Source organism: Bacillus sp. JH7, assembly GCF_001563515.1.
GTDB lineage: Bacteria > Bacillota > Bacilli > Bacillales > Bacillaceae_G > Bacillus_A > Bacillus_A cereus.
The window spans coordinates 70,175-85,841 of record NZ_LPUS01000030.1 but is presented as its reverse complement, the minus strand read 5'-3'; the positions used below and the strand labels follow the sequence as shown (position 1 = coordinate 85,841).

The window sequence follows — 15,667 nt, the reverse complement described above, 5'->3', positions numbered from 1 at the left end:
TCATAAACCATTAATTAAGCAAGGGCGTATCCTATTGGACGCTTCTACATTACATAAAAGGGAGAGAATGAATATGACAGTACAAACAGCACAAATTGTAAAAAACTACATTGGCGGCGAATGGGTAGAATCTATTTCAACTAAGATGGAAGCTGTATACAATCCAGCAACAGGGGAAGTAATTGCCCAGGTACCACTTTCAACAAAAGTAGATGTTGAACAAGCTGTATTAGTAGCAAATGAGGCATTCAAATCTTGGTCTAAAACTGCTGTACCAAAACGCGCTCGTATTCTATTTAAATATCAACAATTATTAGTAGATAACTGGGAAGAGTTAGCGAAACTGATTACGATTGAAAACGGAAAAAGTTATAACGAGGCTTACGGTGAAGTTCTTCGTGGTATTGAGTGTGTGGAATTTGCTGCAGGTGCTCCTACATTAATGATGGGAAAACAGCTACCTGATATTGCAACAGGTATTGAGTCGGGTATGTATCGTTACCCAATTGGTGTTATAGGCGGCATTACACCTTTTAACTTCCCAATGATGGTTCCATGCTGGATGTTCCCACTTGCAATTGCTTGTGGTAATACATTTGTATTAAAACCTTCAGAGCGTACACCACTTCTAGCAGCAAGATTAGCAGAATTAGCTGAAGAAGCAGGCTTACCAAAAGGTGTATTAAATATCGTAAATGGCGCTCACGATGTAGTAAACGGTCTTCTGGAACATAAATTAGTGAAGGCAATTTCATTTGTAGGTTCTCAGCCTGTCGCAGAATATGTATACAAAAAGGGAACAGAAAACTTAAAACGCGTGCAAGCATTAGCAGGTGCGAAAAACCATTCCATTGTATTAAATGATGCGAATCTTGAACTAGCAACAAAGCAAATTATTAGTGCTGCATTCGGTTCAGCTGGTGAGCGTTGTATGGCTGCATCTGTTGTAACAGTAGAAGAAGAAATTGCAGATCAATTAGTTGGAAAACTAGTAGAAGAAGCGAACAAAATTGTCATCGGAAATGGTCTTGATGAAGATGTATTTTTAGGACCAGTTATTCGTGATAACCATAAAGAGCGCACAATTGGTTACATCGATTCAGGTGTAGAGCAGGGCGCTACATTGGTTCGTGATGGACGAGAAGATACAGCTGTAAAAGGAGCTGGCTACTTCGTTGGTCCAACAATTTTTGACCATGTTACAAAAGAAATGAAAATCTGGCAAGATGAGATTTTTGCTCCTGTTTTATCGATTGTTCGTGTGAAATCATTAGATGAAGCGATTGAAATCGCAAATGAGTCTCGCTTTGCAAATGGAGCTTGTATTTATACAGATAGCGGGGCAAGTGTACGTCAATTCCGTGAAACAATTGAATCCGGCATGTTAGGTGTGAATGTTGGGGTTCCAGCACCGATGGCATTCTTCCCGTTCTCTGGCTGGAAAGATTCTTTCTATGGAGATCTTCATGCGAACGGTACTGACGGCGTTGAGTTTTATACTAGAAAGAAAATGCTTACATCTCGTTGGGAAAAGTAATCATGAAGAGAGAAGTAGAATCTCTCTAGGTGCTTGGAAGCGAAAGTAAGGAAGGTAGTAAAACATAAGAAGGAAGTATTAGGAGTCTATCAAATTCCTGATACTCCTTTTTCATATGTAGAATGACTGATAGAGATAGAAAGGAGCAAACAATATGCAAACTGTTAGAATGACGACGGCACAAGCTTTGGTGAAATTTTTGAATCAGCAATACGTAGAGTTTGATGGAGAACAACAAAAGTTTATTAAGGGAATCTTTACGATTTTTGGTCATGGAAATGTAGTAGGCCTTGGTCAAGCTTTAGAAGAAGACGCTGGGGAATTAGAAGTATATCAAGGGAGAAATGAGCAAGGAATGGCAAATGCTGCGATGGCGTTTGCAAAACAAAAACACAGAAAACAAATTATGGCATGTACTTCTTCTGTTGGTCCTGGATCAGCAAATATGATTACCTCTGCTGCAACAGCTTCTGCAAATAATATTCCCGTTTTACTACTTCCAGGTGATGTATTTGCAACAAGACAACCTGATCCTGTTCTTCAACAAATTGAACAAACACATGACTTATCTATTTCTACGAATGATGCTTTCCGTGCGGTAAGTAAGTATTGGGACCGGGTGAATCGTCCTGAGCAATTGATGACAGCTATGATTCAAGCCATGCGTGTTTTAACGAATCCGGCAGATACAGGTGCTGTAACAATTTGTTTACCACAAGATGTCCAAGGGGAAGCTTGGGATTTTCCAAGTTACTTCTTCCAAAAGCGTGTTCATCGTATTGAACGTCGTCTACCTACAAAAGCCAGTTTAGCGGATGCGGTAGAAATGATTAAGAAAAAGAAAAAGCCAATTATGATTTGCGGTGGTGGTATAAGATACGCAGAAGCGGCAGAGGAATTCAAACAGTTTGCTGAAACATTCCGCATTCCATTTGGAGAAACGCAAGCTGGGAAAAGTGCGATTGAAAGTAGCCACCTATATAATCTTGGCGGCATTGGGGTAACTGGAAATTTAGCAGCTAATACAATTGCAAAGGAAGCCGATCTTGTTATTGGAATCGGGACAAGATTTACTGATTTTACAACGGCATCTAAGCAATTGTTCCAGAATAAAGAGGTTGAGTTTTTAAACATCAACATTTCGGAATTCCATGCGAACAAACTTGATGCATTGAAGGTGATAGCAGATGCAAAAGAAACACTTCTTGCTCTAATAGATGAACTGCAATCGATTGAGTATCAATCTAGTTACACAGTAGAAATCACTGATGCAAAAGAGGCTTGGGAAACAGAATTAGCACGTCTACATAATATTCGCTTTACAGGTCAAGGTTTCACGCCGGAAGTTGAAGGTCATTTCGATGAGAATTTAAATGAGTATGTAGACGCACTTGGTACAGAATTAACACAGACTACGGTCATTGGACAAATCAATACATTAATTGATGAAGATGCAATTATTGTTGGCGCGGCAGGAAGTCTTCCGGGTGACTTACAAAGAATGTGGGCATCAAGAAAACCAAATACATATCACATGGAGTATGGATACTCTTGCATGGGTTATGAGGTTGCGGGCGCACTAGGTGCAAAGATAGCTGAACCATCGAAGGAAGTATATGCAATGGTAGGGGATGGTAGTTACCAGATGCTTCATTCTGAGCTTGTCACAAGTCTCCAAGAAAACAAAAAAATTAACGTCTTATTGTTTGATAACTCCGGATTTGGTTGCATTAATAACTTACAAATGGGCAATGGAATGGGGAGCTTTGGAACAGAGTTTCGCTATCGAAACCAGGAAACTTGTAAATTAGACGGGGCAATTATGAAAATTGATTTTGCAGCTAGCGCAGCTGGATATGGTGTGAAAACCTATCATGTTACATCACTAAAACAATTACGGGAAGCACTTATAGATGCGAAAAAACAAACAATTTCTACATTAATTGATATTAAAGTATTACCAAAAACAATGACAAATGGATACGAGTCATGGTGGCATGTAGGTGTTGCAGAAGTATCTAAAAGTCAAAGTGTACAAGCTGCGTATGAGAGTAAAGTAAGTAACTTGCAACAGGCAAGGTCATATTAGATTAGGACACAAAGAGAGCTTTTATCTACATGCATATTGTCTAGGAAGTTCTCTTTTTAACAATCAGATAAGAGAAGTTGGCAAGTTTCTATCACATTTTGTAAAGAGGAGAGACAAGGGGATGTTCAAAGAAAATACAATTAAGCTTGGAATTGCACCAATTGCTTGGACAAATGATGATATGCCGGAGCTAGGAGCAGAAAATACGTTTGAACAATGTATTAGTGAGATGGCACTAGCTGGATTTAATGGAAGTGAAGTAGGGAATAAATACCCGAGAAATACAGTTGTATTAAAAAAATCTTTGGAATTACGAAACTTGGAGATTGCTAGTGCATGGTTTAGTACGTTTTTAACAACGAAGCCGATTGAAGAGACGGTAGAAGAATTTATTAAGCATAGGGATTTCTTGCATGACATGGGTGCAAAAGTCATCGTTGTTTCAGAGCAAGGGCATAGTATTCAAGGTTTAATAGATGTACCACTATTTAAAAATAAGCCTGTTTTTACAGAAGAAGAGTGGGACAAGCTAGCGGATGGGTTACATCATCTCGGTAAATTAGCTCAGGAAAAGGGGCTGCATATTGTATACCATCACCATATGGGTACGGGTGTTCAAACAACGGCAGAAATTGAAAAGTTAATGGATATGACGAATCCAGAGCTTATATCCCTACTTTTTGATACAGGTCATCTTGTTTTTTCAGGAGAAGAGCCGCTTTATGTTTTGAAAAAATATTTACCTCGTATTAAACATGTACATTTAAAAGATATTCGCCAGGAAGTAGTAGATGCTGTAAAGGAAAACAATTTAAGCTTCTTACAGGCAGTGAAGAATGGTGCATTTACAGTTCCTGGAGATGGCGTAATTGTATTTGATGAAGTGTTTACTACCCTTGCGAACTCTGAGTATAAAGGATGGTTTGTGGTAGAAGCAGAGCAAGACCCAGCTTTAGCGAATCCTTTTGAATACGCATTAAAAGCTCGAAAATTTATACAAGAAAAAGCAGGTCTTTAATTCCCGCATTTTGAGATTATCCCTAAGTTAATGATATGACAATCAACAGGTCTTTTTTACAAAAGGAATAAAAAGACGAGAAGGTTGATTTTACATTTAATAAATAATATTGAAATAGGTGAGTATGTAATGCCATTAGTTCAAATGAAAGATATTTTAATAAAGGCAAATCAAGAGAAATATGGGGTTGGAGCTTTCAGTGTCGCTAATATGGAAATGGTAATGGGAGCTATTCAAGCAGCAGAAGAGTTACATTCGCCGCTTATTCTACAAATTGCGGAAGTTCGTTTGAATCATTCGCCAATTCATATGATTGGCCCTTTGATGGTAGCTGCAGCGAAAAAAGCAACTGTTCCAGTAGCAGTTCACTTTGATCACGGTATGACGTTTGAAAAAATTAAAGAGACATTAGAAATTGGTTTTAGTTCGGTTATGTTTGATGGCTCTCACTATGCGTTAGAAGAGAATATCCAAAGGACAAAAGAAGTTGTGGAGCTTGCGAAACAGTACGGAGCGACAGTAGAGGCTGAGATTGGCAGAGTAGGTGGTAGTGAGGACGGATCAGAAGATATTGAAATGATGCTGACAAGTACTAAAGAAGCAAAAAGATTTGCAGAAGAAACAGATGTTGATGCGTTAGCTGTTGCGATTGGAAATGCGCACGGGATGTACAATGGAGACCCTGATTTACGATTAGACCGCTTGCAGGAGATTAATGGGATAGTCGATATTCCTTTAGTATTACATGGTGGGTCTGGCATTAGCCCAGAGGATTTCAAGCAATGTATTCAACATGGTGTTCGAAAAATTAATGTAGCAACAGCGACGTTTCAGAATGTAATTGCTGCGGTTAACACTGCTGCCCTAAATACTCCTTATTCAGATTACTTTACGTATCATCAAGATGTAATTGAGGCCGTATACGAAAACGTTAAAAATCATATGCTCATATTCGGAAGTGAAAACAAAGCATAATCAGAAAAGCTTTCTTCATTAAATAATAGAAGAAACTCATAATTTAGTTAGCTGACAAAGGTAGAGAATAATAAAGTAGCCATTAAAAAAAGGGGGAGAACATCATGTTAGGAAAATTAGGTGAATTAAATGAAGGCTATAATGTATTAACAGAAATGAACGGTCAATGCAGTGATATGTTAATGGATATAGGCATATATAAGATGTCTAATGGAAAAGAAGAGTTGCTATTTGATAATAAAAATGAAACGGCAGTACTTTTACTAGAAGGGACAATACGTCTAGAGTGGGAAGGAATGGAACAAGTTATTCAAAGACAGTCTGTGTTTGAAGAAAACCCTTGGTGTTTACATGTGGCTAAAAATGTGAAGGTTACAATTACTGCTCTTTCAGATAGTGAAGTGCTTGTTCAAAAAACAGATAATGACCAGGAATTTGCGTCCAAGTTGTATAATCCAAATGAGTGTCAAAGTGTTGTAGCTGGAGAAGGCGTATGGGAGGGAACAGCGCAGCGTGTTATTCGTACAATTTTTGACTATAACAATGCAGCATATTCTAACATGGTTGTAGGAGAAGTTATTTCTTATCCAGGGAGATGGTCCAGTTATCCACCGCATCACCATGATCAACCGGAGGTATATTATTATCGCTTTAACAAGCCACAGGGATTTGGATGTGCAATGGTAGGTGAGGACGCTTATCGCGTTGTACATAATAGCTTTATTACAATTCCAGGTGAGCTAGACCACCCACAAGCAACTGCACCTGGATATGCAATGTATTTTTGTTGGATGATTCGGCACCTTGAGAATAACCCATGGAATGATCGTATCATGGAGGAAGACCACAAGTGGTTATTAGAATCAAACGCGAAAATTTGGCCAGAAAAGGAATAGACGAAAATAAATACGAGCACTCCTATTTTTAGTTTAGCGAGTGCAAATATTCAAAAAGAAACTTCAATAGTAACACAAGAAGTGACGCAATACTCAAATGGAAACACTGGTGGTTAATAGAAAGGCTGCACTGGAACTTAGCGAAAAACCTTGCAATTTTGTAGGAATGCAAGGTTTTTTTTCTTTATTCCAATTTCATTTCACCTTAATACTGATGTGAAATGAAATTGAGGATTTATAAAGAATTTACTATACGAATAAAAAACATTGATTGATAGCTGTATGCCTGAAAAATTTTGAATTCGTTAGAAAAGGATTTTGAAATGTAAAATCGTATGTGAAATTTTAAAGCTTATTGGAGTTTTAGATTTATTATTGTTTTATTTATGAAGCTATTTGTAGTTGAGAAAATGTAAAAGCCCTGTTATGAAAGACAGGGCTTTTCAAAAAGGAATGACAGTTAACAACTGAAGCCACCTTTATATTACCATTATTAGTAATTTAATTCTATTTAGTTAAGTTGAGAAATAATATATGTTTTGACACTCCCCACGGATAAATCCACAAGCTGACTAACGTCAGTGGGATTCTTGCTACCAAAGGCGAAGTCTATTTCTAGTATCGCTGACGTGCAAGATTGCTTCTGTCTTTTTTATCTTCTTTTGACTTTCGGTTTGTGTGATAATTAAATCGAAAGGGCGTGTGAAAATGAAGATAGCTGTAATACAAGCAAGTACCCAAACTAGCAAAAATGAACTGATTTTTGAAGAGACAAAAAGGGCTGTGGCGGAGCATGGATATGAAGTGTTTAATTTTGGTGTTACAGTTGAAGAATCCGAGTTAAGCTATATTCAAGTGTCCTTAGCAGTGGGGCTACTATTAAATTCAGGTGCAATTGATTTTGTCGTCACTGGATGTAGTAGTGGTGTTGGTATGTCAATTGCCTGTAATACACTACCGAATGTCATTAGCGGCTATCTGCCAACTCCAACAGATGCGTTCTTATTCGGTAGGATAAATAATGGAAACTGTGCATCACTGCCGCTTGGATTGAACTTCGGTTGGGCGGGCGAATTAAACCTTCGCTTTACGCTTGAGAAACTATTTGAAGAACCGTTAAATACTGGGTATCATGAAGAATCAGCTGAACGAAAGAAACGTGATGCAGAGCTTTTTAAAACAATCAAAGGGTTTTCACATCATGATATTGTTCAGATTCTAAGTCAGTTAGATGGAGCCGTTATTAATCCTGTTCTTCAAAAACAAGATTTAGTGGAATTCCTCTTGCGGAATGGCACCAATATAGATATATCAAATTATCTTATTGAACAAACAAAGCATTTTAATTATGGTAGGTAAATACTGTGTTTTTTAATACATTTGGCGATTTTATCGTTAATCATAAGTTGATTCAATACCCTTAATCAATTGCGAATATGACCATCATTCCATTTGTTTTAGAACTTTTTCACAGGTAAATATAGAATTTTTAGTAAGGCGTTTTCGTTCAGGAAAGCGCCTTTTTCGTCTACTTACGGAAACTTGAATTGATGCTTTAGACAGTGTTTGTTGTTAATAAGATTAAAATCTATTATAAATATATATCTTATATATTAAAAAGAAATAAAGATAAAACTTTTATAGGTTAATTCAAAATAGAGGCTAGACTTACTCCTGCAAGGGGAAACTTGATATAAGAACATATAAAATCATAAATGACAGAAAAAGTATCCGTAGATTCAAGGATTATTAGACTTTTAATTCTACAAAAAAGCAGAAAGAATATACTATATTTCTACATGAAATCGGAAAGAATTTGATACCAATCGCATTATATATATTCAACCTTGTAAACAGAAGTTATTTTACTTATTTTAGTGATAAATTTGGTATTAATCCTCTAATTATCCACATTTCATTCAGATTAGGCGGCTATTTGTTAACATTACTCAGTATTTACACATAACTCACATTATTATTGATGATTTTTATTAGATAAATACAACAACATTAGTAATTACAATGATTTTAGAAAGATTATATCCACATTGGATCCTTTTTGTCCTCATATCCACTATTTTTATAATTTTCCTTTTGATTTTTTGTAGGTATTATGAGATAGGTTTTCATACAGTAGAAGCATACACTCTAGTATTATGTGGAGAGTTATGTATTGATAGAATCGAATTTGTATAAAAATGCATAAAAAAAGACTCCATTTTACATGAAGTTCTTTCGATTTGGTATTTATAAATAGAGTAGTAGGAAGGTGTTACTAATCAGACAAACACGAATAGCCCTCTACTTTTGTGTTTTTCAAAAATAGAGAGCTCTTTGCTATTATTTTATTTCCATTGCGGTTAGCACCTGATCTGGAGCTGTTATTGTTACTCCAGCACGTACTAAACGTTCGAAGGTACGCATAAACTCTAGTAAATGAAACTGCTTTGGTAGCTCAATAACACGAAGTTTTTCTTGTGGCAGCTTATCAATTGCCTCGATGAACCATTCGCGCACATCACTTGGAATCGTGCGTTCTTTATGACCACGAACTTTTAGCTTTTCACGCATTTCAATTTCTAAAGCGATATATGCATGGAGATTAACCCCCTGATCATATGCATATTTTCTAAATAACGTTTCTTCTTGGTATTTTAGATAATTACGGTGATAAGATTCTTCCGTCACAGGTACCGCAAACTTCTGCTTCAGTAGTGCATGCACATTTTTAAACATCTTCTTAATGTTGTGTAGAGAGTACATAGAATAATGTAAACCGAAATTAAAGACAGCTTGCTCACGGTCACTATTTCTCTCTTTTGGTATATGTTGCGCAATAAGAGGGTAGATACCTTCTTTCGCTGCAGCATCAAGGATTTGATATTGAGATGTTTGATGTAATAGTTTTTTCAATGTATATACAATTTTCGTTGGATATCCTTCTTTTCGATCAACCATATCACGAAGTCCACGAATGACACTGCGGATTTGACGATGACAAGTATGCTTTAGTACATGAATGAATTTATTCATGTCTGCAGACAGTTCACCAATATTCATCTCCTGTAGAACTGCTTCTATAAACTTCGCCTTACGAGCATAGGTAGTTTTTGGTGTAAATGGATCCCTGTGTTGCTCTTCTCCAGATTCTTTTGTACATAGAAAGTCCGAATGAATAGATAAATATAAGGTTGTATATCGTTTTGTATGCTTTACCCCTTTTTGCATTTTGCAAATTTTGAATAGAGGATTCCCCGTACATGGTAATGTTGTTGTTAATTCGTCGATAACGGCACGGATTTGATGCGGATACTTTTTATGTAAGAAACGATACATTCCGCCAAAGTGAGTTTTGTTGCCTCTTTCGTCCTGCTTGTCCAATGAACGCTTTAATGTTGTTTCTGTATGTTGTTGCATCGCAATGTCTAAGAATAGTTTCTTAGCCGCTACAGATAGCTTAAAGAAAGCCTTGGTAAATACAACAGGACTAATATATACGTATGGATTTGCTTTTTCTGTTTCCTCATTCATAAAATGAGTGAGCTTGATTGTATATCGGCCATCTACTCCGTTTTCAATGGAGATAATGTTATGTAAGTTTAATTTCTTTAATGCAATATAGAATTGAGAGTGTTGGATATAAGCAAATTCTTCTTTATATTGCTTGTAATCTTCCCACATCATATGTATTGTTACATTTGGAATGACACCATTAGTAAAGCATTTCTTATGTAGATATAAGAAAACTTCGAGATCAGCATTCGTAATGCCGTATAATTTATGTTTTCTTCCCGTTTTTTCTGCAAGTGCAGACAATGCGCGACGTGAAAAAGATGGCTTGGCTTTTTCGACAAAGCCTTCTTCGTCAGCAATACGTTCTTCATATGTCATGTGCTGCAGAATATCTTCTAAATATGTATCTTTATAGCTGTAGTATTTCTCTTCAAATGTTTCCACAAATTTTTGCCAAGATTTTAATGTTACTAGCACAGCATTGGTTGTTTCCCCATTTAAGCTACGTTGATTTCGTATTACAAATGATTTCCCCATCTTTTTCACCTCCGTTCTGCAAATTCAGAAATATATGCCAAAAGACTATAAAATATTCCAATTTTGATTATATCAAAACGAATTTTGTAAAAACGTGCCCTTTAAGAGAGTTTTTAAAAAGAGGAAACACACGCTAATCCCTTGAGCCACAAGGTCTCAAAAAAAAGTTGCAAAAAATCTTATGTGCAACTTTTGTGAAAATGTGTTTCCTGTTTCGATGCTAGAGGAAACAGGGAAATCACTATAAACCTTGAACTAATCACGTTTTTTATCCTTTGGTCATTAGTTACGCGCGCGACTTGAGAAAAATGTTTCCTGTTTTCCGTTTTTTTACGCGCGCGACTTGGGAAAAGTGTTTCCTATTTTGTGTTCGAAGAAGGAATAAGTTTCCCGAAAGTAGTTTATTTGTTACAGGTGTTTCCTCTTTTTTCGTTATACGCGTAACTTGGGAAAAATGTTTCCTTTCGATAAAAGAAGAAACATTACAAATTGAAACTAAAAAGTCAGCAAGGTATGATTAAATATACTGATAAAGATATTAAGAGAAAATTTTAAAATAACATTTACTTGGTGCACATGTATGTGTAGGGGGAATCGATTATGAATCAACGAACAGAGCAGGCTATATATAAATTAATAGATGAGGGTTTATTTTTTAGTGTTAATAAAAGTAAACTTGCAAGCCTTTTTTTAGAAAAAGAACTAGGAATTAATGTATCGCAATTAAATAAAGAAGAAATTTCTAAAATGATTTGTGAGAGATATGGCGAGAGATATGATCGTGAATTAGAGAAGTTATCAAATAAAGAAGAAATCTACATATTTGTAGCTCATGAAATAATGGAAATTCTAGAGGATAAAGAGCCTTGTGAATGTTTTAACCGTGAAGTTTTTCTTGTTGCGAAGGATTTGAAAAAAATAAATTCTATGATACAAGAATATCAATTGAAACAGAAGGGTAAGAATATTGACTGGTATGAAAAGAAAAAATATCAATACTTAATAGAAAAACTTGATAAGGCAAAAGATGAAATTTGTGAATATATGATAGAGAAAATAAATTCATGTGTATATAAAGAAGTCAGGGATTGGAGTAAAACAATCACCTTCTCGAATTCCGGAAGTTTCAATCAAATGTTACCGATTCGATATTCTTTTCGAGGTAGGGAAGAAGAATATGAAATGTCAGTGTTTGATGGATTAAATTATAAATTTCAATTTATTACATTGAAGGAACGGAATGAATTGAAACACCTACACATTACTAATAAAGATGCATTTAAAGAACGGGTAGAAAGATATATAAGGGCAAATGAAATAGACAATAAAATATTATCTCTTATTGAGGGAAATCATGTACTTAATAAGAGAGGAGTGCTTAAACAAGCAATAGAGATTTATAGAGAAGAAAGAATGGATTTATTCTGCCAAATTATACCACTTCAAATTGAAGGGATTATATATGATTATTGTATTGAGCTAGGAGTATCTCCATCCAGAATAGAACGTACTTCTCTGGATAAAAAAGTGGAAGAAATAGTGAAAAAAGATAGATGGTTCAAATGCCATGAATACTTTAAGTATGATTTTATTGAATTAAGAAATACAGCTGCACATGGAAGGTTGCACATGAATGTAAATTTCAAAGATACTGCCAATATGTTAATTTTAGATTTAATGTATTTATGTGAGACTATAAATAATTCTAATGCGCTAGAGGTTAACAGAATAAGAAAACTAATTAAATTGTATGAAGAAAATATTAATAATGTGTGTGTACCTGTAGATGAGATAGTATATGAATTTATAGCAAAATACAGAGATAAGTCCATTCCATCTATTTATGGCAAGGAAAATGTAATAAAAGAAATATATAAATATGCTATGAGTGATAAACTATTGGATCGTATTTATATCTATCTAATGCATCCTTCGATAGTAGAAGCATTATCAGAGGAGCATAAACAAGAAATTGAAAAAGTTTTACGTTATTTGAAGAAATCACAAAAAATTGCAGAGCGCTGTGCCAATTTATTGGAATTGTTAGCGCCGAATTCAAAAGAAGAATAGTTCATAAGTAATTACGCTTGCACATAATATTAGGTGAATCGGAGGGCCACATGGACCAATTAAAACATTTGTTTCAAAGTACTTTATTAGTGGCATACCCACTTTTTCAAAATGTAAAAAATAATGAACGAATCTTTCACAAATGGAAAGGACTATGTACATTAATTAATAGTGACGTAACTTATATAGATGATCCTATGTATACATCTGCTGCTTTTAAAAAGCTAGCAAATTGGATATCGTATAAGGAATCGCAAGGTGTTGGTATTATGGAAATTGTTGCTCATATAGATGTATACCGACCTGAAGTATTTGAATTGCTTTCTTATGATATTGAAAAAGAATTTGAAATTCTTTTAGTGAAACAAAAACAAGAAAAAAGACAAACAGAGGAGCAGCAGAGCTTCATTGAGCATAGTAGTGCTGGTTTTATGTACCATTTAACGGACACAATTGCAAAAAATAATTTTACAGAAGATAAGGAATTAAATGCACATATAGCTGAGCTACCAGATAAGAGTAATAGTTTGGTAGTGGTATCGTCACGTTTTAATGATGGAGACATGAAATTAAGAGGTGCAGGGGAATTAAATAGGTGGAATACATTAGTTGATTCTACTTTTGTTGATCGTGTAATGGATGATTTAACTGCAGACTGTTTAGACATTGTAACAGAGATATGGGTAAAGTCTGCAAGTACAGAAAGTAGCGCTGTACATATAGGTTATGAAGAAATATTAGAAATGTGTAGCATGAAGCAGGTGAGAAATGGTAAGTCTTATTATCGCAAAGAGGACCGTTTAAAGATTATGGAGCGTCTAGCTGCACTTGCAAGTATTTTTATATATGTAAACGAAGATAACGAAATAGTTATATTAAATGATGATGAAAACCCTAATGAGTCACTTGCTTATAAAAAGCAACGAGTACGAAGATTATTCGTAATGGATGAAATAGTCTTTGCTAAAGATATAGAGACTGATGAAATGTTGGGTATTGAAAGTATGAATGTAGCGCCAGGAACATTTTTATCGAAGTATTTATTTGGATCGGAAAAATTGACAGGTTTATTATCGAAGAAGGCTCTTGAATACAATAGTAAACAGCAAAGATATCATAAAAGGTTAACCAGGTATTTAAGTTGGAGGTGGCGAATTCAGCAGGCTTACCAGCATTTAGTACACCCTTATTCAATCGGTGGCCCAAAAGGTCTTTTAAGTGTTATGGGTGTAAGTATGAATCAAAACCCTGCTAGAATAAGGAATGTTTTTGAAAAAACGCTTGATGACTTAATGCGTGATGAAGTAATAAAGGAATGGCAATATCAAACACCAATTGATGAGGGGAAATGTTCAGGGCGTAACTGGCTTGAAAATTATTGGTTAAACCTTAAAGTAACGGTCACACCTACTGACGAGTTAGTATCTTTACAGCAAGAGCTTCTACAAAAGAAAAAAATAACTCCTAAGAATAAATTGATGGAAACAGTAGTAAAAGACCCAGTAATAGAAGTACACGATATGGAGCCAGAAGAAATTCAAATACCTCAATTAGAACAGCAACAGGTAAATAGGGATATTAGTTGGTATCAGCAGAAGATTCTCCACTATAAAGAAGAAAATAAGTGTAGTTTAAGAGATATTGCAAAAGAAATAGAGATATCACCATCTAATCTTTCGAAATTATTAACAGGTAAAAGGAAAAGATTAAGCGAAGAAACGCGTAATAAATTAGATAAGTGGATTGAGCGTCAAGAGGTAGTTGATCTGTTATAAATTGTAAATTAATTAATAAATGCTATTGTAGAACTATATATTTTTGTTTGTTTTCAAAAATATATAGTTTGCAATAGCTCTTTTTGTGTTATGTAGTTACAATGATTAAAAAAATCTATATTAGAAGGAGATAGCTTTCCTTAATTCATCAAATGTGATTACTATTTCTCCCTTTACGGATTCACATCCTTGTGCAAAAAGCTCGTAGGAAAATGAGCAAGTATAATCATCTAGCTCAGTACTCTCTCCGTTAAGATGTTTTTCTTTAACTCGGAATTTAAACTGAAGAGGATATGCAGTCCTATAAGTTCCAGGATGAACGGTATCATCTATACCTCCTGCAAACATATAACCATTTTTCTTTCGAGAATCGTTTGTTTGGGGAACTAATTTAAGAGCTTCTTCATATCCTTCAAGTAAATAAAGATTTTTTTCTGCTTTGATTTGAATTGCAGGATAAACAGCAACATATCTTCCTATATTACGAATACCAACTATAAGGGATAAAGCATGTTCCCTTTCAGGACCGGAACCACTAAGTAGACGCTGTTGTATTTCATAATGCACTTCTAAAACAGGTCTTTGTCTTCTACCAAATGCATCTGAAAGATGTGAGTGCTCCATTTGATTAAAACTATCTCCAATACGCATATAGTATTTATTTTCTCCTAATAATGCTTGATGTGGTGGTAAATCACTAGCAGGTACATAAGTTACAACAAACCCATCATTGGTATCGGATTTAGGAATAAATATATTTTGAATATCAGGTAATAAAGGAGTTAGTGCATCTGAAAGTAAACTATTTAAAGTTGTTTGAAAGGCTTTAGCATTAATTATAGGTTCTTCATTGCTAGCGGCATCTAGTCCATCTTCATTTTTGCGCGCATTAACTCCCCAAACGATAACTCCCCCAGAGGTGTTAGCAAATGCTGATAACGCTTTTGCATAGTTCCTTTTATCATCTTTAGAAATTTTGCTACCATCAGGAACACTTTTTAATTTGAAGTCTAAGAATACTGATTCTTCCTGGTGCTGGTTTATCATACGTGAAATCTCTTTATACCCATATTTTTTCAACCTATCAAAAATTAGTTCGGCATTATTCATTTTGGAATACTCCTTTTAAAATTTGTATTTTATAAAACTAGTAAGTCTATATTCCCATATAAACTTATCAGCTGTCTAATAAATATATATATATATATATTTAAAGTAATAAACTTATTTAAAAAATAATAAAGCAGTTAAAAATGC

General features: G+C 35.0%; 10 protein-coding genes. 8 read left to right on the top strand and 2 right to left on the bottom strand.

Features of this window, described 5'->3' with window-relative positions:
• Positions 1 to 73: 73 nt before the first annotated feature.
• From AU379_RS23950 to AU379_RS23925, 6 genes are all read left to right on the top strand, one after another.
• Positions 74 to 1,537 (top strand): CoA-acylating methylmalonate-semialdehyde dehydrogenase, encoded by a 1,464-nt coding sequence (locus tag AU379_RS23950; protein WP_061139833.1) that lies wholly within the window; start codon positions 74 to 76, stop codon positions 1,535 to 1,537.
• A 154-nt stretch (positions 1,538 to 1,691) separates the two neighbouring features.
• On the top strand, positions 1,692 to 3,626 hold the full coding sequence (gene iolD / locus AU379_RS23945) for a 3D-(3,5/4)-trihydroxycyclohexane-1,2-dione acylhydrolase (decyclizing) (RefSeq protein WP_061139832.1): 1,935 nt from the start codon (positions 1,692 to 1,694) through the stop codon (positions 3,624 to 3,626).
• Between the two features lie 121 nt (positions 3,627 to 3,747).
• Entirely contained in the window at positions 3,748 to 4,644 is an 897-nt protein-coding gene (iolE, locus tag AU379_RS23940; RefSeq protein ID WP_061139831.1) for a myo-inosose-2 dehydratase, read from the top strand.
• Between the two features lie 129 nt (positions 4,645 to 4,773).
• Positions 4,774 to 5,619 (top strand): class II fructose-bisphosphate aldolase, encoded by an 846-nt coding sequence (locus tag AU379_RS23935; protein WP_061139830.1) that lies wholly within the window; start codon positions 4,774 to 4,776, stop codon positions 5,617 to 5,619.
• Between the two features lie 104 nt (positions 5,620 to 5,723).
• A complete protein-coding gene (locus AU379_RS23930) occupies positions 5,724 to 6,515 on the top strand; it encodes a 5-deoxy-glucuronate isomerase (protein ID WP_061139829.1) in 792 nt (263 codons plus the stop codon).
• 708 nt (positions 6,516 to 7,223) lie between these two features.
• Positions 7,224 to 7,874 (top strand): RpiB/LacA/LacB family sugar-phosphate isomerase, encoded by a 651-nt coding sequence (locus AU379_RS23925; RefSeq protein WP_061139828.1) that lies wholly within the window; start codon positions 7,224 to 7,226, stop codon positions 7,872 to 7,874.
• 981 nt (positions 7,875 to 8,855) lie between these two features.
• On the opposite strand, the gene AU379_RS23920 is transcribed toward AU379_RS23925, so the two are convergent.
• Positions 8,856 to 10,565, bottom strand: a complete 1,710-nt coding sequence (locus AU379_RS23920; RefSeq protein WP_061139827.1) for a hypothetical protein — start codon at positions 10,563 to 10,565, stop codon at positions 8,856 to 8,858.
• A 600-nt stretch (positions 10,566 to 11,165) separates the two neighbouring features.
• Between AU379_RS23920 and AU379_RS23915 the strand changes: the two genes are divergently transcribed.
• Positions 11,166 to 12,635: a hypothetical protein gene (locus AU379_RS23915; RefSeq protein ID WP_061139826.1), complete on the top strand. Its 1,470-nt coding sequence runs from the start codon at positions 11,166 to 11,168 to the stop codon at positions 12,633 to 12,635.
• Between the two features lie 50 nt (positions 12,636 to 12,685).
• Entirely contained in the window at positions 12,686 to 14,410 is a 1,725-nt protein-coding gene (locus AU379_RS23910) for a sigma-70 family RNA polymerase sigma factor (RefSeq protein WP_061139825.1), read from the top strand.
• A 120-nt stretch (positions 14,411 to 14,530) separates the two neighbouring features.
• Here AU379_RS23910 and AU379_RS23905 read toward each other — a convergent pair whose 3' ends face one another.
• Positions 14,531 to 15,520: an ATP-binding protein gene (locus tag AU379_RS23905; protein ID WP_061139824.1), complete on the bottom strand. Its 990-nt coding sequence runs from the start codon at positions 15,518 to 15,520 to the stop codon at positions 14,531 to 14,533.
• Positions 15,521 to 15,667: the final 147 nt, after the last annotated feature.